The 25,347-nt window shown below is 72.0% G+C and carries 26 protein-coding genes; 10 read left to right on the forward strand and 16 right to left on the reverse strand.

Annotated features, from left to right (window positions below; genetic code table 11):
- Nucleotides 1-6: 6 nt before the first annotated feature.
- Nucleotides 7-996 carry a 4-hydroxy-3-methylbut-2-enyl diphosphate reductase gene (locus tag GA0070620_RS17565; RefSeq protein WP_091592285.1) on the reverse strand — a complete coding sequence of 330 codons (990 nt, stop codon included), beginning with the start codon at nucleotides 994-996 and terminating at the stop codon, nucleotides 7-9.
- 207 nt (nucleotides 997-1,203) lie between these two features.
- Here GA0070620_RS17565 and xseA point away from each other — a divergent pair, with 207 nt between their 5' ends.
- Together xseA and GA0070620_RS17575 are read left to right on the forward strand one after the other, a co-directional pair.
- Nucleotides 1,204-2,370, forward strand: a complete 1,167-nt coding sequence (xseA, locus tag GA0070620_RS17570; RefSeq protein ID WP_377520940.1) for an exodeoxyribonuclease VII large subunit — start codon at nucleotides 1,204-1,206, stop codon at nucleotides 2,368-2,370.
- A gap of 34 nt (nucleotides 2,371-2,404) precedes the next feature.
- Complete coding sequence (locus GA0070620_RS17575; protein WP_091592290.1) at nucleotides 2,405-2,626, forward strand: exodeoxyribonuclease VII small subunit; 222 nt, start codon at nucleotides 2,405-2,407, stop codon at nucleotides 2,624-2,626.
- Between the two features lie 33 nt (nucleotides 2,627-2,659).
- Here the strand turns inward: GA0070620_RS17575 and GA0070620_RS17580 are convergent, their stop codons facing one another.
- The 3 genes from GA0070620_RS17580 to GA0070620_RS17590 all read right to left on the reverse strand — a co-directional run bounded on the left by GA0070620_RS17580 (nucleotide 2,660) and on the right by GA0070620_RS17590 (nucleotide 5,372).
- Entirely contained in the window at nucleotides 2,660-3,514 is an 855-nt protein-coding gene (locus tag GA0070620_RS17580; RefSeq protein WP_091592292.1) for a hypothetical protein, read from the reverse strand.
- 248 nt (nucleotides 3,515-3,762) lie between these two features.
- Nucleotides 3,763-4,566: a hypothetical protein gene (locus GA0070620_RS17585; RefSeq protein WP_091592294.1), complete on the reverse strand. Its 804-nt coding sequence runs from the start codon at nucleotides 4,564-4,566 to the stop codon at nucleotides 3,763-3,765.
- A 167-nt stretch (nucleotides 4,567-4,733) separates the two neighbouring features.
- The gene (locus GA0070620_RS17590; protein WP_091592296.1) at nucleotides 4,734-5,372 is read right to left on the reverse strand and encodes a DUF4245 domain-containing protein; all 639 of its coding nucleotides are present in this window, start codon (nucleotides 5,370-5,372) and stop codon (nucleotides 4,734-4,736) included.
- 157 nt (nucleotides 5,373-5,529) lie between these two features.
- Here GA0070620_RS17590 and glpX point away from each other — a divergent pair, with 157 nt between their 5' ends.
- Both glpX and GA0070620_RS17600 read left to right on the forward strand, forming a co-directional pair.
- Nucleotides 5,530-6,561, forward strand: coding sequence for a class II fructose-bisphosphatase (glpX, locus tag GA0070620_RS17595; RefSeq protein WP_091592298.1), 1,032 nt, complete (start codon nucleotides 5,530-5,532; stop codon nucleotides 6,559-6,561).
- Nucleotides 6,558-7,520, forward strand: a complete 963-nt coding sequence (locus GA0070620_RS17600; protein WP_377520828.1) for a DMT family transporter — start codon at nucleotides 6,558-6,560, stop codon at nucleotides 7,518-7,520. Before glpX ends, GA0070620_RS17600 begins: the two co-directional genes overlap by 4 nt.
- Nucleotides 7,521-7,548: 28 nt before the next feature.
- Here GA0070620_RS17600 and GA0070620_RS17605 read toward each other — a convergent pair whose 3' ends face one another.
- From GA0070620_RS17605 to GA0070620_RS17630, 6 genes are all read right to left on the reverse strand, one after another.
- Complete coding sequence (locus GA0070620_RS17605) at nucleotides 7,549-8,517, reverse strand: NAD(P)/FAD-dependent oxidoreductase (RefSeq protein WP_091592300.1); 969 nt, start codon at nucleotides 8,515-8,517, stop codon at nucleotides 7,549-7,551.
- 116 nt (nucleotides 8,518-8,633) lie between these two features.
- A complete protein-coding gene (locus GA0070620_RS17610; RefSeq protein WP_091592302.1) occupies nucleotides 8,634-9,287 on the reverse strand; it encodes a rhomboid family intramembrane serine protease in 654 nt (217 codons plus the stop codon).
- A gap of 113 nt (nucleotides 9,288-9,400) precedes the next feature.
- Nucleotides 9,401-10,075 carry an aggregation-promoting factor C-terminal-like domain-containing protein gene (locus GA0070620_RS17615; RefSeq protein ID WP_091592303.1) on the reverse strand — a complete coding sequence of 225 codons (675 nt, stop codon included), beginning with the start codon at nucleotides 10,073-10,075 and terminating at the stop codon, nucleotides 9,401-9,403.
- A 275-nt stretch (nucleotides 10,076-10,350) separates the two neighbouring features.
- Entirely contained in the window at nucleotides 10,351-11,766 is a 1,416-nt protein-coding gene (locus GA0070620_RS17620; RefSeq protein ID WP_091592306.1) for a PhoH family protein, read from the reverse strand.
- Nucleotides 11,767-12,193: 427 nt separating this feature from the next.
- The gene (locus tag GA0070620_RS17625; RefSeq protein WP_091592310.1) at nucleotides 12,194-12,526 is read right to left on the reverse strand and encodes a hypothetical protein; all 333 of its coding nucleotides are present in this window, start codon (nucleotides 12,524-12,526) and stop codon (nucleotides 12,194-12,196) included.
- Between the two features lie 31 nt (nucleotides 12,527-12,557).
- Entirely contained in the window at nucleotides 12,558-12,902 is a 345-nt protein-coding gene (locus GA0070620_RS17630) for a hypothetical protein (protein ID WP_091592311.1), read from the reverse strand.
- Between the two features lie 264 nt (nucleotides 12,903-13,166).
- Between GA0070620_RS17630 and GA0070620_RS17635 the strand changes: the two genes are divergently transcribed.
- From GA0070620_RS17635 to otsB, 3 genes are all read left to right on the forward strand, one after another.
- On the forward strand, nucleotides 13,167-13,610 hold the full coding sequence (locus GA0070620_RS17635; RefSeq protein WP_091592312.1) for an XRE family transcriptional regulator: 444 nt from the start codon (nucleotides 13,167-13,169) through the stop codon (nucleotides 13,608-13,610).
- Between the two features lie 162 nt (nucleotides 13,611-13,772).
- Complete coding sequence (locus GA0070620_RS17640) at nucleotides 13,773-14,126, forward strand: hypothetical protein (protein ID WP_091592314.1); 354 nt, start codon at nucleotides 13,773-13,775, stop codon at nucleotides 14,124-14,126.
- A gap of 71 nt (nucleotides 14,127-14,197) precedes the next feature.
- Nucleotides 14,198-15,022, forward strand: coding sequence for a trehalose-phosphatase (otsB, locus tag GA0070620_RS17645; RefSeq protein ID WP_091598921.1), 825 nt, complete (start codon nucleotides 14,198-14,200; stop codon nucleotides 15,020-15,022).
- A gap of 163 nt (nucleotides 15,023-15,185) precedes the next feature.
- Here the strand turns inward: otsB and GA0070620_RS17650 are convergent, their stop codons facing one another.
- The 4 genes from GA0070620_RS17650 to GA0070620_RS17665 all read right to left on the reverse strand — a co-directional run bounded on the left by GA0070620_RS17650 (nucleotide 15,186) and on the right by GA0070620_RS17665 (nucleotide 20,006).
- Nucleotides 15,186-15,956 (reverse strand): isoprenyl transferase, encoded by a 771-nt coding sequence (locus GA0070620_RS17650; protein ID WP_091592316.1) that lies wholly within the window; start codon nucleotides 15,954-15,956, stop codon nucleotides 15,186-15,188.
- 31 nt (nucleotides 15,957-15,987) lie between these two features.
- A complete protein-coding gene (locus GA0070620_RS17655) occupies nucleotides 15,988-17,130 on the reverse strand; it encodes a geranylgeranyl reductase family protein (protein ID WP_091592318.1) in 1,143 nt (380 codons plus the stop codon).
- Between the two features lie 136 nt (nucleotides 17,131-17,266).
- Entirely contained in the window at nucleotides 17,267-18,124 is an 858-nt protein-coding gene (locus GA0070620_RS17660) for a hypothetical protein (protein WP_091592321.1), read from the reverse strand.
- Nucleotides 18,125-18,161: 37 nt separating this feature from the next.
- Nucleotides 18,162-20,006, reverse strand: a complete 1,845-nt coding sequence (locus GA0070620_RS17665; RefSeq protein ID WP_091592323.1) for a phosphoenolpyruvate carboxykinase (GTP) — start codon at nucleotides 20,004-20,006, stop codon at nucleotides 18,162-18,164.
- A gap of 464 nt (nucleotides 20,007-20,470) precedes the next feature.
- On the opposite strand from GA0070620_RS17665, the gene GA0070620_RS17670 reads away from it, so the two are divergent.
- Together GA0070620_RS17670 and GA0070620_RS17675 are read left to right on the forward strand one after the other, a co-directional pair.
- Nucleotides 20,471-21,007, forward strand: coding sequence for a GtrA family protein (locus GA0070620_RS17670; RefSeq protein WP_091598924.1), 537 nt, complete (start codon nucleotides 20,471-20,473; stop codon nucleotides 21,005-21,007).
- Between the two features lie 63 nt (nucleotides 21,008-21,070).
- On the forward strand, nucleotides 21,071-21,793 hold the full coding sequence (locus GA0070620_RS17675; protein WP_091592324.1) for a GtrA family protein: 723 nt from the start codon (nucleotides 21,071-21,073) through the stop codon (nucleotides 21,791-21,793).
- A gap of 163 nt (nucleotides 21,794-21,956) precedes the next feature.
- Here GA0070620_RS17675 and GA0070620_RS17680 read toward each other — a convergent pair whose 3' ends face one another.
- Both GA0070620_RS17680 and GA0070620_RS17685 read right to left on the reverse strand, forming a co-directional pair.
- Nucleotides 21,957-22,529, reverse strand: coding sequence for a PH domain-containing protein (locus tag GA0070620_RS17680; RefSeq protein ID WP_091592326.1), 573 nt, complete (start codon nucleotides 22,527-22,529; stop codon nucleotides 21,957-21,959).
- A gap of 201 nt (nucleotides 22,530-22,730) precedes the next feature.
- Nucleotides 22,731-23,606 (reverse strand): biotin--[acetyl-CoA-carboxylase] ligase, encoded by an 876-nt coding sequence (locus GA0070620_RS17685; protein ID WP_091592328.1) that lies wholly within the window; start codon nucleotides 23,604-23,606, stop codon nucleotides 22,731-22,733.
- A 115-nt stretch (nucleotides 23,607-23,721) separates the two neighbouring features.
- Here GA0070620_RS17685 and GA0070620_RS17690 point away from each other — a divergent pair, with 115 nt between their 5' ends.
- Entirely contained in the window at nucleotides 23,722-25,305 is a 1,584-nt protein-coding gene (locus GA0070620_RS17690; RefSeq protein WP_091592330.1) for an acyl-CoA carboxylase subunit beta, read from the forward strand.
- Nucleotides 25,306-25,347: the final 42 nt, after the last annotated feature.

Consider the following 25,347-nt stretch of genomic DNA (forward strand, 5'->3'; position numbering starts at 1 on the left):
CCGCGCTCAGCCGCGCGCCGCCGCGGCGGCCCGCATGTCCCGCTTCAGCTCCTGCGGCAGCGAGAAGGTCAACCGCTCGTTGGCGGTCGTGACCTCCTCGACGTCGGCGAAGCCCCGCGCGGCGAGGTGCGCCAGCACGTCCTGCACGAGCTCGTCCGGCACGCTCGCACCGGAGGTGAGGCCCACCGTGTGCGCGCCCTCGAGCCACGCGTCCTCGATCTCGTGCGCGAAGTCGACCAGGTGGCCGGTCCGGGACCCGGCGTCGACCGCGACCTCGACCAGGCGTACGGAGTTGGAGGAGTTCCGGGACCCTACGACGATCATGACGTCGCACTCGGGGGCGATCTGCTTGACCACGTGCTGACGGTTGGACGTCGCGTAGCAGATGTCGTCGCTGGGCGGCGACTGGAGCAGCGGCAGCCGCTTCTTCAGCCGGGCCACCGTCTCCAGCGTCTCGTCCACCGAGAGCGTCGTCTGGGAGAGCCAGACGACCTTCTCCGGGTCGCGGACGGTGACGCGGTCGGCGTCCTCCGGGCCGTCGATCAGCTGGATGTGGGCGGGAGCCTCACCGGCGGTGCCGATGACCTCCTCGTGCCCCTCGTGGCCGATCAACAGGATGTCGTAGTCCTCGGCGGCGAACCGCTTGGCCTCCTGGTGCACCTTGGTGACCAGGGGGCAGGTCGCGTCGATCGCCTTCAGCGAGCGTTCCCGGGCCTGCTCGTAGACCTCCGGGGCCACGCCGTGGGCGGAGAAGATGACGGTGGCGCCCTCCGGCACCTCCTCGTTCTCCTCCACGAAGATCGCGCCGCGGGCCTCCAGCGTCTGCACGACGTGCTTGTTGTGCACGATCTGCTTGCGGACGTAGATGGGGGCGCCGTAGAGCTTCAGCGCCTCCTCCACGGTCTGCACCGCGCGGTCGACGCCCGCGCAGTAGCCGCGAGGCTTGGCCAGGAGCACGCGCTTACCGGTCCGGGAAGTCGCTTCAGCCTGAGTCACCCGTCCATCGTACGTGCCGGACCCCCACGGCCGCCCTCCGCGCCCGTCGGCCGCCGCCCGTCCCGACCCCGGTGATCAAGAGGTTGGCGTCAGGACAGGCGGCGCGGACGACGCAAACTTCTTGATCACCGAGGTGGACCGTAGGGTGGGCGGGTGAGTACCGACGAGGCCGGGCGGAGCACGCCGGAGGAGCCGTGGCCGGTCCGGGTGGTCAGCCAGAAGGTCGGCGCCTGGATCGCGCGGCTCGGCTGGGTGTGGGTCGACGGGCAGGTCGCCCAGATCAGCCGGCGCCCCGGGGCGAGCACGGTCTTCCTCACCCTGCGCGACCCGTCGGCCGACCTGAGCCTGACGGTCACCACCAACCGGGACGTCCTCGACACCGGCGCCCCGGAGCTGCGCGAGGGCGCCCGGGTCGTGCTGCACGCCAAGCCCGAGTTCTACGCCGCGCGGGGCACGCTCAGCCTGCGCGCCGACGAGATCCGCCAGGTGGGCCTCGGTGAGCTGCTGGCCCGGCTGGAGAAGCTGAAGAAGCTGCTCGCCGCCGAGGGGCTGTTCGACCGGGCCCGCAAGCGCCGGCCACCGTTCCTGCCCCACCGGATCGGCCTGATCACCGGCCGGGCCTCGGCCGCCGAGCGGGACGTGCTGACCAACGCCCGGCGGCGCTGGCCGGCGGTGGAGTTCCGCACCGTCAACGTCGCCGTGCAGGGTCCGAGCGCGGTGCCGCAGATCGTGGACGCGCTGAAGGTCCTCGACGCCGACCCGGCCGTCGACGTCATCGTCATCGCCCGGGGCGGTGGCGGCATCGAGGACCTGCTCCCCTTCTCCGACGAGGCGCTCTGCCGGGCGGTCTTCGCCTGCCGTACGCCGGTGGTCAGCGCCATCGGCCACGAGACGGACACCCCTCTTCTCGACTACGTCGCCGACCTGCGCGCCTCGACACCCACCGACGCGGCCAAGCGGATCGTGCCCGACCTGACCGAGGAGGTACGCCTCATCGGCCAGGCCCGGTCCCGGCTGGAGCGCGCCGTCCGCAACCTGGTCGACCGCGAGGCGCACCGGCTGGGCCTGCTGCGCTCCCGGCCGGTGCTGGCCCGCCCTCAGGTGATGGTCGACCAGCGCGCCACCGAGCTGACCGCGCTGCGCCAACGCGCCGACCGCTGCCTGGACCACCGCCTCGCCGGGGCCCGGGACGAGCTGCGGCACACCCTGGCCCGGCTGCGCGCGCTGTCCCCGGCGGCCACCCTCGACCGGGGGTACGCGATCGTCCAGCGCGCCGACGGGCACGTGGTGCGCGCGGCGGGCGAGGTGGGCAAGGGCGACCCGCTACGGGTACGCCTCGCCGAGGGTGAACTGGCCGCGACGGTGGACGGGTGAGCCGGCACGCCGGCGAGTACGGAGAATGAGGCCGATGACTGACGAGACGAAGGCCGGGCCGGACGAGCGGCTCAGCTACGAGCAGGCGCGCGCCGAACTGGCGTCCGTGGTGGAGCGCCTGGAGGCCGGCGGTACGTCGCTGGAGGAGTCGCTGGCGCTCTGGGAGCGCGGTGAGGCCCTCGCGGTGATCTGCCAGCGCTGGCTGGACGGCGCCCGGGCCCGCATCGACGCCGCCCGCCAGGAGCAGACCTCCTGAGGAGCCGGCGGGCCGGCTCCCCAGGTCGGCCGCTCAGTTGAACAGGTTGTAGAGCTCCGCGGGCGCCTCGACCACCTCGCTGGCCGGCGGCTTCTGCGCCGCCGTGGCGGTGCCGTAGTCGGAGTAGGTGACCCGGACCTCCTGCGCCTTGCTCTGGCCGGCGGCGGGGATCTGGACCACCAACTCGCTCAGCCGGCCCTGCGGGTCCACCTTCGCGGTGAACGGCACCGACTGGGCCTGCTGGCCGAGCGCGGTGATGACGCTGGCGTCCATGGAGCCGGCCTGGGCGGCCTTCGACAGGTCGATGGTGCCGGCGTACGCGCCCTCGCCGGTGCGCCGGACCTCGGTGACGCTCTGGGTGAGCACCTCGCTGCCGGCCGGGTCCAGCTTCTCGAAGTCGAAGCCCAGGTTGCGGTTCCCCTTGATCCGGGTCTGGTCGAGGTGCTGGTACTTGCCGAGGTTCAGCCGGTCCAGGCCGGGCACGCTGCCCGCCGCCTTGCCGCCCAGCTCCACCTTCACCCAGCTGTCCGGCCGGTAGTGGATCACGTCGAGCGTCATCGACAGGTCCGAGGACGCGTCGCCGACGGCCACCCGCATGCTGGCGCTCTGGCTCGGCTCGTGCACCTGTCCCTCGGCGCGGCTGCCGGCGCCGCTCATGGTGAACCGGAAGTTCCCCTCCCGAATGGCCGTGGTCGAGGCGAGCAGGGCCTGCTTCGCGTCACCGTCCACCGGCCCGGCGCTGCCGGACGGGGTTCCCGTGCCGGAGGCGGAGGCGGAGGCACTCGGCGAGGCGGAGGTCCCCGGGGTGCCGGTGGCGTTGCAGGCGGCGAGCCCGGGAGTGAACAGCGCGGCGGCCAGCAGGCCGGCGCCGAGTCGTCGTACGGTCATCTGTGTCTCCCAGAAGGGTCACCCGACGCAGCTGGCGGCGCCGGAGCCGGGCGGCGCAGCCACCTCCGGCCGCGCCGCGCGAGCCCGGTGGCCGGTCACCTCGGCGGCGCCCGGCCGGGGTCCGCCCCTCTCCTGTTCCCTGCCGACGCGCCCCACAATCACCCCGTTGTCCGGTTGTCCCGGACGGGTGGTCCGCGCCGGAACGCGGAACGGGGCGGCCGAGGCCGCCCCGTTCCGGTCGTTGCGACCTACTTGAACATCTCGTACGTCTGCGCGGGCGCCTCGACGACCTTGTCCGCCGACGGCTTCTGCGCGGCGGCGGCAGAACCGTAGTCGGCGTAGGTGACCTTGATCTCGTGGGCCTTGGTCTCACCGGCGGCGGGCACCGCCAGCACCAGCTCGGTCAGGCGGCCCTGGGCGTCCAGCTTGGCCGTGAACGGCAGCGCCTTGGCCTGGGCGCCGAGGGCCTTGACCAGGTCCTGGTCCAGGGCGTCGGAGTTGGTCACGGTGGAGACGTCCAGCTTGCCGCTGTACGCGCCCTCCCCGCTCTTCTGCACGTCGGTGATGGTCTTGAGCAGGTTGGCGCTGTCACCCGGGTCGACGTCCGCCATGTCGAGGCTGAGCACCTCCGAGTCCTTGACCTTGGACTGGTCGAGGTGCTGGTACTTGTCCTTCGTCGCGGCCGCGCCGGGGATCATGTCACCCAGCTCGCCCAGGTCGAGCTTCACCCAGCTCTCCGACTCGATGTAGATCAGATCCATGCCCATCGAGGACCCGGTGCCGTCGCTCATCGTCATGGTGATCTGCGCGCTGTTGCTGGGCTTGTGGATCAGACCCTTGCCGGTGACGCCGTCGGCGGCCAGGGTGAAGGTGAAGTTGCCCTGCTCAAGCTCCTTCGTCGAGGCGAGCAGCGCCTCCTTCGGGTCGGCCGGAACGGCCGCGGCGGGGGAGCCGCCGGCCGCGGGCTCGTCGGTCTTCGAGTTGCAGGCGGCCAGTGCGGGGATGAACAGGGTGGCGGCGAGGACGCCGGCGCTCCACCGTCGAATGTTCACGGTCGTCTCTTCTCTCGGTACGAAAAAGCGCCCGGGCGGTGTGACCGTCCGAGCATCAGCCGAGGGAGCGTAACCGACCCGTCCGACATCGCGCGGACACCGTACGTTCAACCGACCGAGCGCACGCGCTCGCCGCGGGGCCTATCGCCCGGCCCGCTGCAGCGCGGTCAGCGCAACGAGCCGGCGAGCTGGCGCAGCTCGTTGTCCCGGGCGTCGCCCACCACGATCACCGTCCGGCCCGGCTCCAACAGCACCAGCGCCTGCTCGTTCGACCGGGCGGTGTACCGCTGCCACATCCGCCCGGCCAGGTCGACCTGGCCCTGCGGTTGGGCCTGGTCGGTCAGCTCGGCCGGCAGCAGCCGTTCGGCCGCGACGTTGCTCTGCACCAGCTGCGCGCCGCGGCCCTCCGGGGTCACGTAGCCGATCCGCAGCGTCGCGCCGCCCTCGACGGCCTGATAGCGGGCGTTGACCGTGCTCCAGTCCGAGCCGAGGTCGACCGGCTGGCTGACCGGGAAGGCGTTGGCGGCCTGCGCCTGCTCCACCGCGGGCGCGGGGTCGACGGTGTTCGCCTGGTCGCCGCCGAGGAAACCCCGGTAGAACGCCAACAACAGGGCGATCGGGACGAGCAGCACCAGCAGGGAGATCGCCATGTCCTTCGGCGACCGCTCGGACCGGCGGGCGTCGACGGCCGGCGGCGGCGCCGGCGGGTCCGCGAGGACCGGAGCCGGCTCGTTGGCGGTCGGGCCGGGGCCGTCGGTCGGGGTCGGCTCGGCGGGGACGCGGTCGGCAGGCTGTGCGGGTTCCACCGCACCATTCTCGCAGCCGCCCGACCGGCGGTATCCGGGCCATCACCGCCCCGGCCCGGCGCGCCGTCCGCCATCGTGTGAGGATCAGCGCGAAAGCCGGCAGCGCGGATCTTCCGTCGCGCCGGTCCACCCCGCACCGTCGCGAGGAGGAGCCGTCATGACCAACACCAGGACGCGGATCCCGCAGAATCTGGACCGCAATCTCGCCCTCGACCTGGTCCGGGTCACCGAGGCCGCGGCGATGGCCGCCGGCCGGTGGGTCGGCCGTGGCGACAAGGAGGGTGGCGACGGAGCCGCCGTCGACGCCATGCGCAAGCTGATCAACTCGATTCCGATGCGCGGGGTCGTGGTGATCGGCGAGGGCGAGAAGGACAACGCCCCGATGCTCTTCAACGGTGAGGAGGTCGGTGACGGGACCGGTCCGGAGGTGGACGTGGCGGTCGACCCGATCGACGGCACGACGCTCATGAGCAAGGGCATGCCGAACGCCCTGGCGGTGCTGGCGGTGGCCGAGCGGGGCGCGATGTTCGACCCGAGCGCCGTCTTCTACATGGAGAAGCTCGCCGTGGGCCCGGTCTACGCCGACGTGGTGGACATCAACGCCGGGGTCGCCGAGAACCTCCGCCGGATCGCCAAGGTCAAGGGCACCGACATCTCCGAGGTGACGGTGTGCGTGCTCGACCGGTCCCGGCACGACGACCTGGTCGCCCAGATCCGCCGGGCGGGCGCCGGCATCCGCTTCATCTCCGACGGCGACATCGCCGGCGCGATCGCCGCGGCCCGCGGCGAGTCGGACGTCGACGTGCTGATGGGCATCGGCGGCACCCCGGAGGGGATCACCGCGGCCTGCGCCCTGAAGTGCATGGGCGGTGTGATGCAGGCGAAGCTCTGGCCCAGGGACGACGAGGAGCGCGAGAAGGCACTGGCCGCCGGGCACGACCTCGACCGGGTGCTGACCACCGACGACCTGGTCACCGGCGACAACTGCTTCTTCGTGGCCACCGGTGTGACCTCCGGCGACCTGCTACGCGGGGTGCGCTACCGGGCGGGTGGGGCGTACACGCAGTCGATCGTGATGCGCTCCAAGAGCGGCACGATCCGGGTGATCGACTCGTATCACCGGCTGGAGAAGTTGGCGCTCTACTCGGCCGTCGACTTCGACGGTCGACCCCTGGCCGAGCAGGAGTGAGCACGGGGACCACGGCCCGGCCCGTCCTGCCGGCCACCCGCCGGATCATCGGGGTGGGCCTGGCGAGCGTCTCCGGGGTCGCCGTCGCCGTGCAGTCGCGGATCAACGGCGAGTTGGGCGTACGCCTGAACGACGGTTTCGCCGCGGCCGTGGTCTCCTTCGGCCTGGGCCTGCTGGTGCTGCTGGCCCTGGTGCCCGCCACACCCACCGGGCGGCGCGGGCTGGTGGCCGTCCGCCGGGCGCTCGTCGCTGGCTCGCTGCGCCCGTGGCAGTGCCTCGGCGGCGTCTGCGGCGCGTTCCTCGTGGCCACCCAGGGGCTGACCATCGGCACGCTCGGGGTGGCCGTCTTCACGGTGGCGGTGGTCGCCGGCCAGTCCGGCAGCAGCCTGGCCGTCGACCGGGCCGGCATCGGCCCGACCGGCCGGCAGGCGATCACCGGCCAACGGCTCGCCGGCGCCGCGCTGACCGTGGTCGCGGTGCTGATCGCCGTCAGCGACCGGCTCGGTGAGCCGGACGCGCTGGTGCTGGCCGTCCTGCCGCTCCTGGCCGGGGTCGGCATCGCCTGGCAGCAGGCGGTCAACGGCCGGGTCCGGGCCGCCGCCGACAGTGCGCTGACCGCCACGCTGGTCAACTTCGCCGTCGGCACGGCGGCCCTGCTCGTCACGCTGGCCGTCGACGTCGCGGTCCGCGGCTGGCCGACCGGCAGCCTGCCCAGCGAACCCTGGCTCTACCTGGGCGGCCCGATCGGCATCGTGTTCATCGCGATCGCCGCCGCGATCGTGCGCTACACCGGGGTGCTCCTGCTCGGCCTCGCCACGATCGCCGGCCAGGTCGTCGGCGCCGTCCTGCTGGACCTCGTCCTGCCGACGGCGGCCTCGCACCCCGGTTTCACGACCCTGCTCGGCGCCGCCCTCACGATGGTCGCCGTGCTCGTCGCCGCCCTCGCGCCCCAGCGCTGACACGGATCCGCCGCCGCGACCCGGTGGGTCAGCCGGCGTCGGACGAGTGGCCCGGGAAGAGGTGGGCGGCGGGGTCGATCGCCACGGCCGCGTTGTTGACCGCCGTCGCCGCCTCGCCGAAGCCGGTGGCGATCAGCCGGACCTTGCCCGGGTACTCGGTGATGTCGCCGGCCGCGAAGACCCGCGGCAGGTTGGTCGCCATCGTGCTGTCCACCACGATGTGCCGCCGGTCCAGCCGCAACCCCCACTCGGTCAGTGGGCCGAGGTCGGCGGTGAAGCCGAGCGCCGCGACGACGGTGTCGACCGGCAACGTCTCCGCGGCGCCGCCGCGAACGGTGATCTCCGCCCCGCTGACCAGGCCGTCGCCGTGCAGCCGGGTCACCTCGGCGTTGACCACCACCCGGATCGGCAACGCGAGCACCCGCGCGACGGTGGCGGCGTGCGCCCGGAACTTCTCGCGCCGGTGCACGAGCGTCACCGATCGGGCCAGCGGGTGCAGCGTCAACGCCCAGTCGAAGGCGGAGTCGCCGCCACCGACGATCAGCACGTCCCGGTCGGCCAGCTCGGCCGGCTGGGGCACGAAGTAGACGATCCCGCCGCCCACGAAGCCCTCGGCCACCGGGAGCGGGCGCGGCGTGAAGCTGCCCAGCCCGCCGGTGACGACCACCGCGCCGCAGCGCAGCTGCTCACCGCCGGCGAGGCCGAGCACCGGGTTGCCGTCGCTGTAGGAGAGCTTCTCCGCCCGGGTGCCGAGCAGGTAGCGGGGCGCGAACGGGGCCGCCTGGGCCACCAGGTTGGCCACCAGGTCGCGGCCCTTGATCGACGGGAAGCCGGCCACGTCGAGGATCAGCTTCTCCGGGTACATGGCCGTGACCTGCCCACCGGGCTCCGGCAGCGCGTCGATCACCGCCACGGAGAGCCCTCGGAACCCGGCGTAGTACGCGGCGAAGAGACCGGCTGGACCGGCCCCGATCACGGCGACATCGACCTCACGCATGGCGTACCGTCGCTTCCCGCTCGCGGATCAACGCGTGCTGATGCCGACGGTAGGGCCCGGGTGGCGCCCGGGCAAGCATGTCCCGGATCGGCGCGCGGGTGCCGGGCCGGGCCTCGTCAGGGCAGGGTGAGCGAGGACTCGGAGTGGTAGGGGCCGCCACGGTCGTTGCGGCGGCGGCGGAACACGATGGCCGCGACCACGCCGCCGAGCAGCCCGAACAGGTGCCCCTGCCAGGAGATCCGGTCGTCGGTGGGCAGGATGCCGACCAGTTGCCAGCCGTAGAGCAGGCCGACCAGGAGGAAGACGGCGAAGTTCCACCAGCTGCGCTCGAAGATGCCGCGGGTGAGCAGGATGCCGAGGTAGCCGAAGATGACGCCGCTCGCCCCGACCACGACCGTGCTGGACGAGCCGGTGAACCAGACGCCGAGCCCGCTGACCAGAATGATCACCAACGTGGACCAGAGGAACCGGCGGGCGCCCGCGGCGAGCACGAAGGTGCCGAGCAGGATCAGCGGGATGCTGTTGCTGTAGAGGTGGTCGAAGCCGTGGTGCAGGAACGGCGAGAAGAAGACCCCGTCGAGGCCGTCGATGCGGTGCGGGATGATGCCGGCGGTGGCGTCCAGGCCGAACCCGAGACCCTGGTCGGCGGCCTCGATGAGGAAGAGGAACGGCACCACCGCGCACATCGCGACGAAGGCCCGGCCGAGCGCCGCGTAGAACGCCTCGGTGCCGAACCGGTTCGGGTCGCCGCTTCCGGGGAGCAGGGTCACCCCCCAAGAGCTATCAGCATTCTCCGCCGGCCGCCACTCACGTCCCGCCCGCACGGCCCGTACGCGACGGCGGGGCGGGTGGTCGACCACCCGCCCCGCCACCTACGGACCGATCAGTAGTGGCCGTTGTTCTGGAAGTACGACCAGGCCCCGCAGGGCGTGTCGTACCGGCCCTTGATGTAGCCCAGCCCCCACTTGATCTGGGTGGCCGGGTTGGTCTGCCAGTCGTCGGCGACCGAACCCATCTTGCTGCCCGGGAGCGCCTGCGGGATGCCGTAGGCGCCGGACGAGGAGTTCTTGGCCTTGTGGTTCCAGCCGCTCTCCTTCGTCCAGAGCTTCTCCAGGCAGGGGAACTCCTTGATGGGGAACATCTTGAGCATCTCCGCGCAGCCGATCGCCCGGTTGCCGCTGTACTCCGAGCAGGACTCGGGGATCGGTCCGTCGTACGGCTTTGCGGGCGCGTTGGCCGCGTCCCGGGCGCGCTTGCGGGACGCCGCGGCCTGCTCGGCCCGCTTGGCCCGGTCGGCGGCCTCCTTCGCCGCCTCGGCGGCCCGGAGCTTGGCCTGGTACTCGGCCGCGCGCTGCCGGGCGGACTGCACCTGGTGGGCGGCGTGCCGCTCACGCTGGTACTCGTACTCGGCCTGGTCGACCTCGGCGCCGACCTGCGCGGTGAGGCCCTGTTGCTGGGTCTCCCGGTCTTCGCCCAGATAGAAGCCGCCGGCAACGCCCACGGAGAGCAGTGCGACGGCGGCCGTACGGGCACCCAACCGGCTCCACAGCCGACTCACGAAGTGGTCCCTTCGTCGGGGGCAAGGACACGACGCGGCGTGAACCGGCGGGGGCCGGTCCCGCGTCGTGAGCGCCCCGACCGATGCCGGTCGCAGCCGACGTACCGGTCCCCGCCGATCCCGTTCCGCGTGTGACGAACGATCCTGGGCGATGTCTCCGGTGCGTGGGCGCTCGTGGGACACCATCGCGCACAGTGAGGCTGATGGGAAACCGCACGACGGCTTTGTGACTTGCGCCACACCTAAAATCCGGACAAATGCCCATAGAGCGCCCGCTAGGTGGGGATGTCCTCCAGAAGATCCGTCACCATGGCGGCGATCGGCGACCGCTCCGAACGGCTGAGCGTGACGTGGGCGAAGAGCGGATGGCCCTTCAACGCCTCGATCACCGCGGTCACGCCGTCATGCCGACCGACCCGCAGATTGTCCCGCTGCGCCACGTCGTGCGTGAGGACCACCCGGGAGCCCTGGCCGATCCGGGACAGCACGGTCAGCAGCACGCCCCGCTCCAGGGACTGCGCCTCGTCCACGATCACGAAGGCGTCGTGGAGGCTGCGCCCACGGATGTGCGTCAGCGGCAGCACCTCGAGCAGGCCGCGCGAGGTGACCTCCTCCAGCACGTTCTCGTGCACCACGGCGCCGAGCGTGTCGAAGACCGCCTGCGCCCAGGGCGACATCTTCTCCGACTCGGACCCGGGCAGATAACCCAGTTCCTGGCCGCCGACGGCGTACAGCGGGCGGAACACGATCACCTTCTTGTGCCGGCGCCGCTCCATCACCGCCTCCAACCCGGCGCAGAGCGCCAGGGCGGACTTGCCGGTGCCGGCTCGGCCGCCGAGCGACACGATGCCGATCGACTCGTCCAGCAGCAGGTCCAGGGCGATCCGTTGCTCCGCGGAGCGGCCGTGCACGCCGAACGCCTCCCGGTCGCCGCGGACCAGCCGGACCGTCTTGTCCGGCAGCACCCGGCCGAGCGCCGACCCACGGGCGGAGTGCAGCACCAGGCCGGTGTGACAGGGCAGCCCGGCGGCCTCGTCCACGTCGAGGGCGTCCCCGGCGTAGAGCCGGCCGATCTGCTCCTCGGCCAGCGCCAGCTCGGCCATGCCGGTCCAGGTCGGGTCGCTGGCCTGGCCGTGCCGGTACTCGTCGGCCCGCAGGCCGACCGACGCGGCCTTGACCCGCAGCGGCATGTCCTTGCTGACCAGCGTCACCGACCGGCCCTCGGTGGCCAGGTTGAGCGCCACGGAGAGGATGCGGGCGTCGTTGGACTCGGTGCGGAAGCCGGGCGGCAACACCCCGTCGTCGGTGTGGTTCAGCTCCACCCGCAGGGTCCCGCCGACGTCGTTGGCGGGCACCGGCCGATCCAGCCGGCCGTGCCGCACGCGCAGCTCGTCGAGCATGCGCAGCGACTGGCGGGCGAACCAGCCCAGCTCGGGGTGGTGCCGCTTGCCCTCCAACTCGGAGATCACCACGAGCGGCAACACCACCTCGTGCTCGTCGAAGCGGTGGAACGCCGCGGGGTCGGAGAGCAGGACCGACGTGTCCAGGACGAAGACCTGGCCGTCTGGTCGAGGCTCCAAGCTGTCGGCCGGCGCGGTGGCCGCCGTGCGGCGGCTCCGGGTGGCGCGGCGGGTCGTGGCAGTCGCGGCCGGGGTCTGGTCGGCACCGGCGGTGGTACGGCGAGTCGTCACAGGCCTGCTCCGGCAGGTGGGCACCCGCCACCCGCGTTCCGCCTCCTCCGGTGCCCGGGGGACACGGGGTCGGATGCGGGCCCCGTGCGCGAGGTCGCAGGTCCGGGCAACCGGTTGGCCCGGGAGAACCCCGTGCCATGCCTAGACGCTAGCCGGGTACGGGCATCCCGGCTAGAGGGCGATCGTGGATCTCCGGGGAGCGGCGGGTGAACGGCGGCCCGCCTGCGGCAGCCGGCGCGATCGGGCACGCCGGCTGCCGAGCCACGGGCGGCGGAGCCGGCCGGGATGCATGCCCCCTGCGCGCATCCCGGCCGGTGGGGCCACCGTCACCGGTCTGACGTGGCCCCGACGGTGCGTATCCGCCGCGGACGACGCACCGTGCCTGGTCGACGGCGTCCGGGGCCCCGCTGGGCGGCCCCGGCGGCCGTCAGCCGGTCCGTCGGACCAGGGTGCCGGTCGGGTGCCGCCCCGTGACCGGGGCAGCCGGCGCCGTGAACGACGAACCGGTGTACGTGGTGCCGGGGCCGGCCACCGTCCCGCCCACCCGCAGGGTGCTCGGCGGGGTGGACAGCGCCGACGCGATGGCGGCCTGGGCGTCGCGGCGGCGTCGGTTCCAGGCGCCACGGTCACCGTCGAAGTAACCCTGCCGGTAACCGAACCGGTAGCCGATGCGGTAGCTGAGCTGCCCGTGCAGGCGGCCGGCGGCATAGCTGGTGGCACCGAGAACGAGCACCAGGAAGATCGCGAGGAACGGGCTCATCGGGCGGCTCCGGTGCGCCGGGAGTGCCGGTTCATCGCTCCTCCGGTTCGACCGAGGTGGGATCGGCGACCAGCAGCCGGTCCAGGTCGTCGGTGCTGACCTCCTCGACCAGTTCCACGCTGATCCGGCAGCCGTCCAGGACGACCTCCGCGACCGACGAACGTCGGATCTCCCCGCCGGCGTCGTAGACCCGTACGCTCAGCTCGGGGCAGCCGAGGTGGGTCCGCCAGGCGTTCCACTCGGCCCGGTCGCCCACGCTCAACGAGAGGTAGCGACAGCCCCGCGCGAGGTAGAGGCGCCAGGGGGCGCTGAGGCCGGCCTCGACGCCCTCGGCGATCAGACCGAAGGCCTGGGCACGGGTAGCGAGTTCGGTCACCACACCTCCCCTGCACCGAGGGCGTGACGCATGCGAGCACCAATCGTCTCAGGCACGTGACACACCGTAGGTTGTCCCATGGACGTGACAGTATCAGCTTTTCGTCCGTTTACCCCGACACCTACGGGCATCTATTCTGCCCGGGTGAGGCCCCTCAAAAGCGCCGCTGGATCGTTTACCGGGAACCCGAAAGTGCCGTCACGTTCGCGTGACAGCAGCGTGCCGGGCTCCCCATCCCGACCTGACTGGCCGTACCGTCACGAGGTGACCGAGACGGCCAACGCCCGGAAGATCGCATTCGCCACCTTCGTCCGGCGCGCCCTCGACGAGGCGCGCGCGACCCGGGCATGGAGCGGCACCGAGGTCTCCCGGCGCACCGGCGTCTCCCGCCAGACCATCAACCGGTGGGTCCGCGGCGACTGGGCCAGCGACCCGGAGGCCGAGCGGGTGGTTGCCTTCTGCGAGGGCCTCGGCCTCAACCCCGCCACCGCGTTCGCGGCCCTCGGGTGGGACCGCACGGCCGCCGCTCCGCGCGGCAACCAGCCGCCCCCGCCGATGGACCCGGACGTCGAGGCACTGCTGCGCCGGCTGGTCGACCCCGAGGTGTCGGACGCGGAGAAGTTCCACATCCGCGAAACCATCCGATACCTCGCCTACCGCCCCACTCTCCCGCTCGATGTCCGAAAGCGAGAGCAACAGGCCGGCTAGTTCCTCAGATGGCGAAAGAACGGCAGGTCAGACTCATTCGTTTCGCTCCGGGGCCGGAACGCGCACGCTAGCGTCCCTATTCGTACTGCTTGGGCTCGTCGTCGGCGGGGGGACGGGACAAGGCCGAACCCAGCCCTGCGGGACAGAAGGAGGGGTCTGTCCATGACCCTGAAATGGTTGGCAGTCGTGGTGGCCACCGTGTCGGTGACGTTGTGCGTCACCGGCAACGCGGTGACCCTCGCGGTCAACGGCGGGCAGCTTCCCCTGCTCGTCAACCTGTTCGCGCTCACCATCGCCGGCACCTCCGTGGTGCTGGCGGTCCTGGCCGAGCTGCACGAGCGGCTCAACGACCGGATCAGCGCGCTCACCGAGTTCCTCGTCGCCCGGCTGAACGAGATCGAGTCGCACACCGGTGATCGCAACACCGGTTTCGTCGAGGGTTACCTGCTCAGCCACGGGCAGGACGCGGCGATCGTGCCGTTCGGGCGTCGGGGTCGGGGAGCCGCCGAACGCTGACCCGCCTGCCCTCGCCGAGGGGCTTCTCTCGGCCACGAATGAGCCGCCCGACCCGGGGTACGCTGACGCGCGTGCCGCCGTTGAATGTGGGCAACCAGCAGCCGAGGACTCCGTTGAACGCTGACGAGGCCTGGCGTACGACCGCCGGTCGGGCCCCCCGGACAGTGCTCTTCTTCGACTTCGACGGAACGCTCGCGCCGGTCGACGACGACCCGACCGCCGTGCAGCCCGCACCCAAGGTGCTGGCCGCGATCGAGTCGCTGGCCCCGCTGGTCCGGCGGATCGCGATCGTCTCCGCCCGGCCGGTCGAGTTCCTCCGAGAGCACCTCGGCGGCCTCGACGGGGTGGACCTCTACGGCCTCTACGGCCTCGAACACAGCCACTCCGGCGGTGAGACGGTCACCGAGCCGGCGGCGCTGCCCTGGGTGCCCACCATGGCCGAGCTCGCCGACCTCGCCCGGGCCGAGCTGCCGGCGGGCACGCTGGTCGAGTTCAAGCGGCTGTCCGTGGCGCTGCACTGGCGCACCGCACCGCAACTCGGCGACGCCGTACAGGAGTGGGGCCGGGCCCAGGCCGACCGGCTCGGGCTGCGCGTGCAGGCGGGCCGCATGGTGCTCGAACTCAAGCCTCCGGTCGACCGCGACAAGGGCATGGTGATCGGCGAGGTGATCCGGGACGCCGGTGGCGCCTGGTACTTCGGCGACGACGTCTCCGACATCAAGGCGTTCGCCGCGCTGCGCGCCCGCGCCGCCGCCGACCCGGACTTCTTCGGCGTCTGCGTGGCCGTGGCCAACCCGGAGACGGGGCAGGAGGTCGCCCACGCCGCCGACCTCACGATCGACTCCCCCGCCGCCCTCGGCGACTTCCTCACCGAAGCCACCCACCACCTCACCTGAGCCCCACGCCCGCCGCCCCCGCGCCGGCTCTTCGCACCTCGCGATCTTGCACTTACCGCCCCGGCGAATCCGGCAGAACGGCCACTCTGAGGGCCGAAAGTGCAAGATCGCCGGAGACCGGGAGCCGGGCCAGGGGGCGGGCGGGGGGGCCGCGGGGGCGGGGTCAGGCGCCGTAGCGGCGTTGGCGGTTGGCGTACGAGCGCAGCGCCCGGAGGAAGTCGATGTGCCGGAAGTCGGGCCAGTTGAGTTCGCAGAAGTAGAACTCGGAGTGCGCCGACTGCCAGAGCATGAAGCCGGAGAGGCGCTGCTCACCGCTCGTCCGGATCACCAGGTCCGGGTCGGGCTGACCACGCGTGTAGAGGTGTTCGGCGATGTGCTCGACGTCGAGCACCTCGGCCAGCTCCTCGATGGTGCCGCCGGACGCGGCGTGTTCCAGCAGCAGCGAGCGGACCGCGTCGGTGATCTCCCGCCGGCCGCCGTAGCCGACCGCGATGTTCACCTCGGCCCCGCCGCTGCGGTCCCGGGTGCGCTCCTCGGCCGCCTTCAACGCTGCGGCGGTCTGCGCGGGCAGCAGGTCGAGCGCGCCGACCATGCGCAGCCGCCACGGGTTGCCCTCCTCCGCCAACTCCACCACCAGGTCCTCGATGATCTGGAGCAGCGGGTCGAGCTCGCTGGCCGGCCGGCGCAGGTTGTCCGTGGCCAGCAGGTAGAGGGTGACGTGGGCGATGCCCGCCTGGTCGCACCAGCCCAGCACGTGCTTGATCTTGGCGGCGCCGACCCGGTGTCCGTCGTTCGGGTCGACGAAGCCCATCTCCTTGGCCCACCTGCGGTTGCCGTCGCACATCACTCCGACGTGCCGGGGCACTGGCTTGCCCGCGAGCTTGGCCGTCAGACGGCGCTCGTACACGGAGTAGATAAGGTTCCGCAGAGACATCACCTAGCAGCGTAGCGACCCGCCGGAGGAATCACCGCCTCGGAGGGCGATCCTGGGAAACCAGACCGAGGCCGATCATCGCCAGCGTGCGTCCGTCGAGCCGTCCGTCGCCGAGCCCCAGCTCCACTACCGTCCGGTAGACCCGATCGTCGCGCCGCGCGGCCCGCACCGCGGCGTCGACCACCCGGCGACGTCGGGCCAGCCAGGCCGCCGCCGAGCTGTGCCGCAGGTGGGTGCCGAGACGGCGGCGCAGCGCGTCGACGTACCGCGCGACGGGCCGCTGCGGCGAACCGGCCGCCGCCGCGCCGGCCAGCGCTCCGGAGAGCAGGGCGTAGAAGATCCCCTCTCCGGTGAAGGGATTGATCAGCGAGAGCGCGTCACCGGCCAGCAGCACCCGGCCCCGGCCGGGCGACGGGCGGTGGGTCGACAGCGGCAGGTGGTGTGCGCGCAGCCCGTCGACGGTCGCCGGGTCGGTGCCGGGCAGCAGGGCGGCGAGCCGGTCGAGCAGGTACCGCCGGGTCAGCGGCTCGCCCCGCAGCACCTCCCCGTACCCGACGTTCGCGCGGCCGTCACCGATCGGGAACGACCAGGCGTACGCCGGCCAGCGCCGCCCCGACGTCACGATGAGCTGTTCGGGCGGGCCCGGCAACGCCGGCGCGTACCCCCGGATGGCCAGCGCCAGGTGCCGGTCCGGGTTCACGGGGTGCCCGAGCGCCCGCCGGACCACCGACCCGGCGCCGTCCGCCCCCACCACCACCCGCGCGGTGAGTTCCCCGTCGAGGACGACCCCGTCGGCGTGCTGCTCGATCCGGCGTACGGTGTGCCGGCGCAGCGTCGCCCCGGCGGCCACCGCGGCGGCCACCAGCCGGGCGTCGAAGACCTCCCGGGGCACCGTGTACGCCGGCCGGGGCAGCCTCCGCGCCACCGCGTCGCCGCTCGGGCCGATCAGTCGCAGCGCCGGGAGCGGGGCGTAGCCGGCGACCACGTCGCGTACGCCCAGCTCGTCGAGGACCTCCAGCGCATGGGCCGCGATCCCGTCGCCGCACGCCTTGTCGCGCGGGAAGTCGGCCCGGTCCAGCAACAGGACGCGGGCGCCCGCCCGCCGGGCCGCCAGCGCGGCCGCCGAACCGGCCGGGCCGGCGCCGACCACCGCCACGTCGAAGTCGTCACCCATCGCGTCGCCCTCCTCCGCGGTGACCCGGCGCGGCCGGGTCGGCTGGTCCCCCGCCTGCCCATCCTGCCCGGTCCGCGCTCACGATCACCGATACCGCACCGGCACGCGCGGGTGACGGTCCGGCCGGCAGCGCGAGTCAGGCCGTGGCGGCGCGGTCGGCCCGGGTGGCGCGCCAGAGGGCGTACAGGGTGATGGTGGCCGCGGCCACCAGCGGGCCGCCGTCGCGGACCAGGCCGTCCACGCCGAGCAGCCAGCGGCAGAGCGGCAGGTCGACGGCGAGCACCACCACGGTGACGGCGACCAGCAGGCCCCTCGCCCACTGTCTGCCATGCATCAGGAAGGCGGTGCACAGCAGCACGGCGTAGCTGGTCATGACGCCCGCGCCGAACCAGAACGCCACCGCGGGCACGGCGATCAGCCGCCCGTCCAGCACCGCGCCGCCGGCGACCAGCGAGGGTACGAGCATCAGCGGGCTGTAGGTGAACGCGGCGACCCGGCTGGTCAGCAGCCAGCCGCTCGCCTCCGGCCGGCGGGGTGCCACCTCACGCCACGAGATGCCCGAGCGGTCGATGACCAGGCGGGAACGGTGCCGGACCAGGTGCCCGGCGAGCGCGGACGAGCGGTGGAGCAACCACACCACGGCGACGCAGAGCCCGGTCAGCAGTGCGAAACCGAGGACACCGGGCAGCGGCGGCACCCCCTGCCGGGGCACGATCAACCGGCCCACCGCGAACACCGTGGTCACCGCGAGGATCAGCCCGAACGGTCGGGCGACCGTCCGACCACGACGGACGTGCCCGATCAGCACCAGGAAGCCCACCGAGCGCAACATCGCCCAGCCGGTCCGTACGGCGAGCCCGAAACCCTGCTCCGGGGCGTACCACCAGTTGAGCAGCTCGACCACGACGGTGGCCGCCGCCGTCACCGCGAGCAGCGTGGTCAGCGCCCGGACGGCGGACGGCCGCCGGACCTCGGTCTCGGCGGCCGTCCTCATGGGATCCGATGATGCCCCGCGCGGGCGCGCGGCACACCTACCGCTGGGGCTGCTCCGCGTCGAGGCGGGCCCGCAGCGCGTCCAGCTCGGCCCAGAGCACACCGGGCAGCTTGTCCCCGAACTTCTCGAACCACTCGGTGACCAGCGGCAGCTCGTTGCGCCACTCGTCCGGGTCGACCTTCAGCGCGATCCGCACGTCCTCCGGGGTCATGTCCAGCCCGTCGACGTCGAGCGCGTCGGGGGCCGGAACCATGCCGACCGGGGTCTCCACCGCGTCGGCGCTGCCCTCGATCCGCTCGACGATCCACTTGAGCACGCGTGAGTTCTCGCCGAAGCCCGGCCAGAGGAAGCCGCCCTCCGGGTCCTTACGGAACCAGTTGACGTAGTAGATGCGTGGCAGCTTGGACTCGTCGCCGTCGGCGCCCTTGCCCATCTCGATCCAGTGCCGGAAGTAGTCACCGGCGTGGTAGCCGATGAACGGCAGCATCGCCATCGGGTCGCGACGGACCACACCGACGGCACCGGACGCGGCGGCGGTGGTCTCCGACGACAGCGTCGCGCCCATGTAGACGCCGTGCACCCAGTCGCGGGCCTCGGTCACCAGCGGGATCGTGTCCCGCCGCCGGCCGCCGAAGAGGATCGCGTCGATCGGCACGCCGTTCGGGTCGTAGTAGTCGTCGGCGAGGATCGGGCACTGGGTGATCGGGGTGCAGAACCGGCTGTTGGCGTGCGACGAGAGGCTGTCGCTGTCCGGCGTCCAGTCGTTGCCCTTCCAGTCGATCAGGTGCGCCGGCGGCTCACCCATCCCCTCCCACCAGATGTCACCGTCGTCGGTGAGCGCGACGTTGGTGAAGATGGAGTTGCCGCGGTCCAGCGTCCGCATCGCGTTGGCGTTGGTCTTCCAGTCGGTGCCGGGTGCCACGCCGAACAGGCCGTACTCGGGGTTGACGGCGTAGAGGCGGCCGTCGGGGCCGAACCGCATCCAGGCGATGTCGTCGCCGATGGTCTCGACCTTCCAACCCGGGATGGTCGGCTCCAGCATGGCGAGGTTCGTCTTGCCGCAGGCCGACGGGAAGGCACCCGCGATGTGGTAGACGCGGCCCTCCGGCGAGGTGATCTTCAGGATCAGCATGTGCTCGGCGAGCCAGCCCTCGTCCCGGCCCATCACGCTGGCGATCCGCAGCGAGTAGCACTTCTTGCCGAGCAGCGAGTTGCCGCCGTAGCCGGATCCGTACGACCAGATCTCGCGCGTCTCCGGGAAGTGCGAGATGTACTTGGTCTCGTTGCACGGCCAGGCGACGTCCTGCTGACCGGGGGCGAGTGGGGCGCCGATCGAGTGCAGCGCGTGCACGAAGTCCGCGTCGTCGCCCATCGCGTCGAGGATCGCCCGGCCCATCCGGGTCATGATCCGCATCGACGCGACCACGTACGGGCTGTCGGTGATCTCGACGCCGAACATGGGGCTCTCCGCCTCGACCGGGCCCATGACGAACGGGATGACGTACATCGTCCGGCCGCGCATCGAACCTCGGTAGAGGTCCGTCATGACGCGCTTCATCTCGGCCGGCGCCATCCAGTTGTTGGTGGGGCCGGCGTCCGCCTCGTCCACCGAGCAGATGTAGGTGCGCTCCTCGACCCGGGCGACGTCCGACGGGTCGGTACGCGCGTAGAAGGAGTTGGGCTTCTTCTCCGGGTTCAGCCGGATCAGCGTGCCGGACTCGACCAGTTCGTCGGTGAGTCGGCGCCATTCCTCGTCGGACCCGTCCACCCAGACCACCCGGTCGGGGGTGGTCAGTTCCGCGACCTCACGGACCCAGGCGAGCAGTTTGGGATGGGACGTCGGGGCCTGATCGATACCCCGAACAACAGCCGGAGCAACCATGACACATCTCCTTGTGGTCGACGCTGACCGAACTATGGGATGCACGAGTCTCGGCGGGCGGGAACCGCTTCGCCTTCGTGGAAACCTGGGATTGCGCCCAGCGTAAACCGGGCAGGTCTCCGAGTCAGTGGGACTGGTTGTGAAGAACTGCACAAGGTACGGCCACGCTGCGGCATCGCGTGCTGATACCCGTTTTTGCGCGCAGTTTCACGCAAATCCTTCGGCGAACCTCGGATCGCGCCTCGACACGGAGGCCGCCGCCGGACTCCTCGGCATCCCTCGACGCGGTCGTCCGCGAACGGCCGAACTCCTCCGGTCCGACCCCGCCGCGCCGTCGGTGCGGCTACGCTCCGTTCATGTCCACCGCGGACTCCGGGCGGCCCGCCCATGCCGGCCGCCCCTGCTCGCCGTTGCTACCCGTGCGACATGACATCAGCCGGTAGGCTCGCCGGGTGGCCGCGACGATGACCGGAGAGCAACCGGGTCCTTCGCGCACCCGCAGAGGCCCGCTCCGGGCCCTGCTCGACCGCTTCGGTCACCTCATCCACGAGATGAGCAAGTTCGCCACCGTGGGCGGCGTCGCCTTTCTCATCGACTTCGCGCTCTTCAACTACCTGACCGCCGGCCACGGGCTGGAGCAGGTGACGGCGAAGACCATCTCCACGGTCATCGCGGCGACCTTCGCGTTCGTGGGCAACCGGTTCTGGACCTGGCGGCACCGGCAGCGCAACAACCCCGCCCGCGAGTACGCGCTCTTCTTCTTCTTCAACGGGGTCGGCCTGGGCATCGCGGTGGCCGTCCTCGCCATCAGCCGTTACGGGCTGGGCAGCATCTGGCCGAGCGTGTTCCAGACCCCGCTGGCCGACAACATCGCCAGCTTCGTGGTCGGCACCGGCCTCGGGACCCTCTTCCGGTTCTGGTCCTACCGGCGGTTCGTCTTCGTGGAAGCGGGAACCCAGACCGTTCCGGAAGCGACGCACGACCGAGACCGCGGGGCGTGACCTGCGGCCCACTCCGTCCGGCCGGAACCTGCCGGCTCAATCCTCTGTCCTAAGGTGTTCCGCATGCGTCTTGTCCGTCTGCTGCCTGAGCGCTGGCAGAAGTTCATCCACGAGGCGCTCAAATTCGGCATCGTCGGCGGCATCAACACCGTCATCAATTACGCGGTGTTCAACGCACTCGCACTGACCGTTTTCGTCGACGGCCAACTCAAGGCGACCGTGATCGCCACCGTGGTGGCGACAATCACGTCGTATCTGATGAATCGCCACTGGACGTACCGGGACCGACCGAAATCGGCACTTCGGCGCGAGTACGTCCTGTTCTTCCTGTTCAACGCGACCGGTCTGCTCATCGAGCTGGGCGTTCTCGCCGCGGCCAAGTACGGCCTCGGCGTGACCAGCCTGCTCGCCCTGAACCTGGCGAAGACCGGTGGCGTGCTGCTCGGCACGATGTTCCGATTCTGGTCCTACCGCACGTTCGTCTTCCAGCCCGCGCCCGACCCGAACGAGCAGAACTGGCACCGCCTCCCACGGGACGAGTGGGACACGATGGCCGAGATGGACCCGGTCGCCGAGCTGGCGGAGTCCGTGACCGAGCTGGAGGAGACCCAGCCGCCATCGAACGGCCGCCCGGCGGGGACCGCCCCCGTCGGGCCGACCACCGGCCCCGGCGCCCCGACGCAGGGACGACCGATGCCGCTGGACGCGCGCCTGGCGGGTGCGGACCTGGACGCGGAACTCGCCGCCGAACTCCAGGCCATCACCCGCCGCTCACCGCGCCGCTAACCACCGCGCGGGCCCCAGCCGCCCACCCGCCCGCGCCGCCGCCCGCCCCAGCCCCGTTTGATCATGAAATTGTTGCCGCCGACCACGGCGAGTCGGGGCAATAACTTCATGATCAACGCGTGGAGAGGGAGCGTGGGGGCGGGGTCGGGGGGGCGGGCTGGGGTTAGGCGGACGGGTCGCGGAGGGGCTTGCCCTCGCTCATGTCCGCCAGGATCTCGCGCATCTCGCCGTCGCCGAGCGAGTGCTTGTCGTGCTGCGCCTCGACCAGCTCGTAGAGCTTGGTCTGCACCTGCCCCACGCCGGGCACGTCGGCCAGGACGGACTGGCCGCGCTCGCCGGCCGACTCGATGGTGAGCGTGCCGCAGCCGAGGAGCCGCTCGACGAACCGCTGGCTCATCGAGTGGTCGTTGACCCGGGTGAGCGGGATGTCCCGCCGGTCACGGGAGAAGACGCCGTGCTGGAGCAGCACCCGCTCGTTCGTGAACAGGTAGTGCGTCGTACGCCAGACCAGGAACGGCCAGAGCGCGAACCAGACGACCGCCACGAGGGCGATCACTCCGATCACGGCCAGCGCGATCGACCCGCCGCCACTCTCGGGGAGCAGCAGCACGCCGGCCACCACCGCGGCGACGGCGAGCACCAGCACGACGATTGGCCGGATCAGCGCCTTCCAGTGCGGGTGCAGGTGCAACACGACATGCTCGTCCTCGGTGAGCACGTCTTCAGGGAACGCCACGGAAACCTCCTCGCAGGAACGGACGCGGTGACCGTAACCGGTCACCGCACATCCGACCATCAGCCGCGCGGCCCGGCCCGCACGCTCCCCCGCGATCTTGCACTTTGGGCCCCCGTTCTGCACCCTTCATCCTTTTTGACCGGCTCCGAAACTGCAAGATCGCGGGCACCGCGCGGGCGGGGCGCGGCAGCCCGGGGGCGGTCAGCGGAGGTGCAGGACGTCGCCGGCGGCCAGGCGGCGGGGGCCGGTGGGGGTGTCGACCAGCAGTTGACCGTCCGCGTCGACACCGGTCGCGGTGCCGGTCAGCTCCTCGCCCGCCGGCAGCAGCACCCGCACCGGCAGGCCGATCGTGGCGCAGCTGGCCACGTACGCCTCCCGCAGCCCGCTGGTCTCCGCGTCCCCGCCGGACGTGCGCCAGCGGTCGTACCAGTCGGCGACGGCGCGCAGCAGCGCCCGCAGCAGCGGGTCCCGGTCGGTGGCCGCGGCGCCGGCGAGCTGCAGCGACGTGGCGGGCAGCCCGGTCGGATTCGCCGGCAGCTCGTCGGCGCGGAGCGTGACGTTGAGGCCGATGCCGAGCACCACGGCGGGCGGCTGGGCCGGGGACGTGCCCGGTACCGCCTCGGCGAGGATCCCGGCGCACTTCGCGCCGTCGACGAGCAGGTCGTTGGGCCACTTGAGGACCGCGTCCAGCTCGGCCAGGTGGGCCACCGCCTCGACCAGCGCGACGCCGGCCAGCAACGGCAGCCAGCCGTACGCCGTGGCGGGCGCCGCCGGCCAGCCGCGCTCCGGGACCGCCTCGCCCGGCCGGAGCAGGACGCTGGTCGCGATGCCGGCCCGAGGGGGCGACTGCCACACCCGGCCGCGCCGCCCCCGCCCGGCGGTCTGCCGCTCGGCGACCACGATCAGGCCCTCCGGCTCGCCAGCCTGGGCGGCCTCGGCCGCGTCGGCGTTGGTCGAGCCGGTCTCGGCCCGCAGCTCCAACCGGTTCCACGGCCCGTACGGGGTGACCAGCGCGCGCCGCAGCCGCGCCGCCGACAGCGGCGGGCGGTCCAGATCGGTGTACGGCGAGCCCGGCATTCCGCCAGCCTACGGCCCACGGGTGGACGACCCGCGGGGCGTACGCGAAAGCTCCGACGGCAGCTGAGGCGAACTGCACAGCGGCGGTGACCTGAACCATCGTTATATTCCCTGGGTGACTACCGAGACCGGGACCAACATCCACAGCACCGCGGGCAAGCTGGCGGACCTGGAGCGCCGGGTCGACGAGGCGGTGCACGCCGGGTCGGCGCGGGCCGTCGAGAAGCAGCACGCCCGGGGCAAGAAGACCGCCCGCGAGCGGATCGAGCTGCTGCTCGACGAGGGCTCGTTCGTCGAACTGGACGAGCTGGCCCGGCACCGGTCGACGAACTTCGGGCTGGAGCGGACCCGCCCGTACGGCGACGGGGTGATCACCGGCTACGGCACCATCGACGGCCGGCAGGTCTGCGTGTTCGCGCAGGACTTCACGGTGTTCGGCGGGTCGCTGGGCGAGGTCTTCGGCGAGAAGATCGTCAAGGTGATGGACCTGGCGATGAAGATCGGCTGCCCGGTCATCGGCATCAACGACTCGGGCGGCGCGCGGATCCAGGAGGGCGTGGTCAGCCTCGGCCTCTACGGTGAGATCTTCTTCCGCAACGTCCGGGCCTCCGGCGTCATCCCGCAGATCTCCCTGGTGATGGGCCCCTGCGCGGGCGGCGCGGTCTACTCCCCGGCGGTCACCGACTTCACCGTCATGGTCGACCAGACCTCGCACATGTTCATCACCGGCCCGGACGTCATCAAGACGGTCACCGGCGAGGACGTGGGCATGGAGGAGTTGGGTGGCGCCCGCACCCACAACACCCGCAGCGGCAACGCGCACTACCTCGCGACGGACGAGGAGGACGCGGTCGAGTACGTGAAGGCGCTGCTGTCGTACCTGCCGTCGAACAACCTCGACGAGCCGGTCGTGTACGACGCCCCGGCCGAGCTGTCGGTGACGGACTCCGACCGGGAGCTGGACACGCTGATCCCCGACTCGGCCAACCAGCCGTACGACATGCACCGGGTGATCGAGCACGTGCTGGACGACGGGGAGTTCCTGGAGGTCCAGCCGCTGTACGCGCAGAACATCGTGGTCGGCTACGGCCGGGTCGAGGGGCGGCCGGTCGGCGTGGTCGCGAACCAGCCGATGCACTTCGCCGGCACGCTCGACATCGCCGCGTCGGAGAAGGCCGCCCGGTTCGTCCGCACCTGCGACGCGTTCAACATCCCCGTACTGACCTTCGTGGACGTTCCCGGGTTCCTCCCCGGCACCGGGCAGGAGTGGGACGGCATCATCCGCCGGGGCGCCAAGCTCATCTACGCGTACGCCGAGGCCACCGTCCCGAAGGTCACCGTCATCACGCGCAAGGCCTACGGCGGGGCGTACGACGTGATGGGCTCCAAGCACCTCGGCGCCGACCTGAACTTCGCGTGGCCGACCGCGCAGATCGCGGTGATGGGCGCGCAGGGCGCGGTGAACATCCTGTACCGCTCGGAGCTGGCCGACGCCGAGGACCCGGCGGCCGTGCGGGCCGAGAAGATCGCCGAGTACGAGGACACGCTCGCCAACCCGTACGTGGCGGCCGAGCGCGGGTACGTCGACTCGGTCATCCCGCCGCACGAGACCCGTACGCAGATCGTGCGGGCGCTGCGCGTGCTGCGGACGAAGCGCGAGACCCTCCCCCCGAAGAAGCACGGCAACATCCCGCTGTGACGCGGGATCCGGCGCGCGATCTCCCTGGTCGCGATCGTCGGG

Source organism: Micromonospora krabiensis (assembly GCF_900091425.1).
Classification (GTDB): Bacteria; Actinomycetota; Actinomycetes; order Mycobacteriales; family Micromonosporaceae; genus Micromonospora; species Micromonospora krabiensis.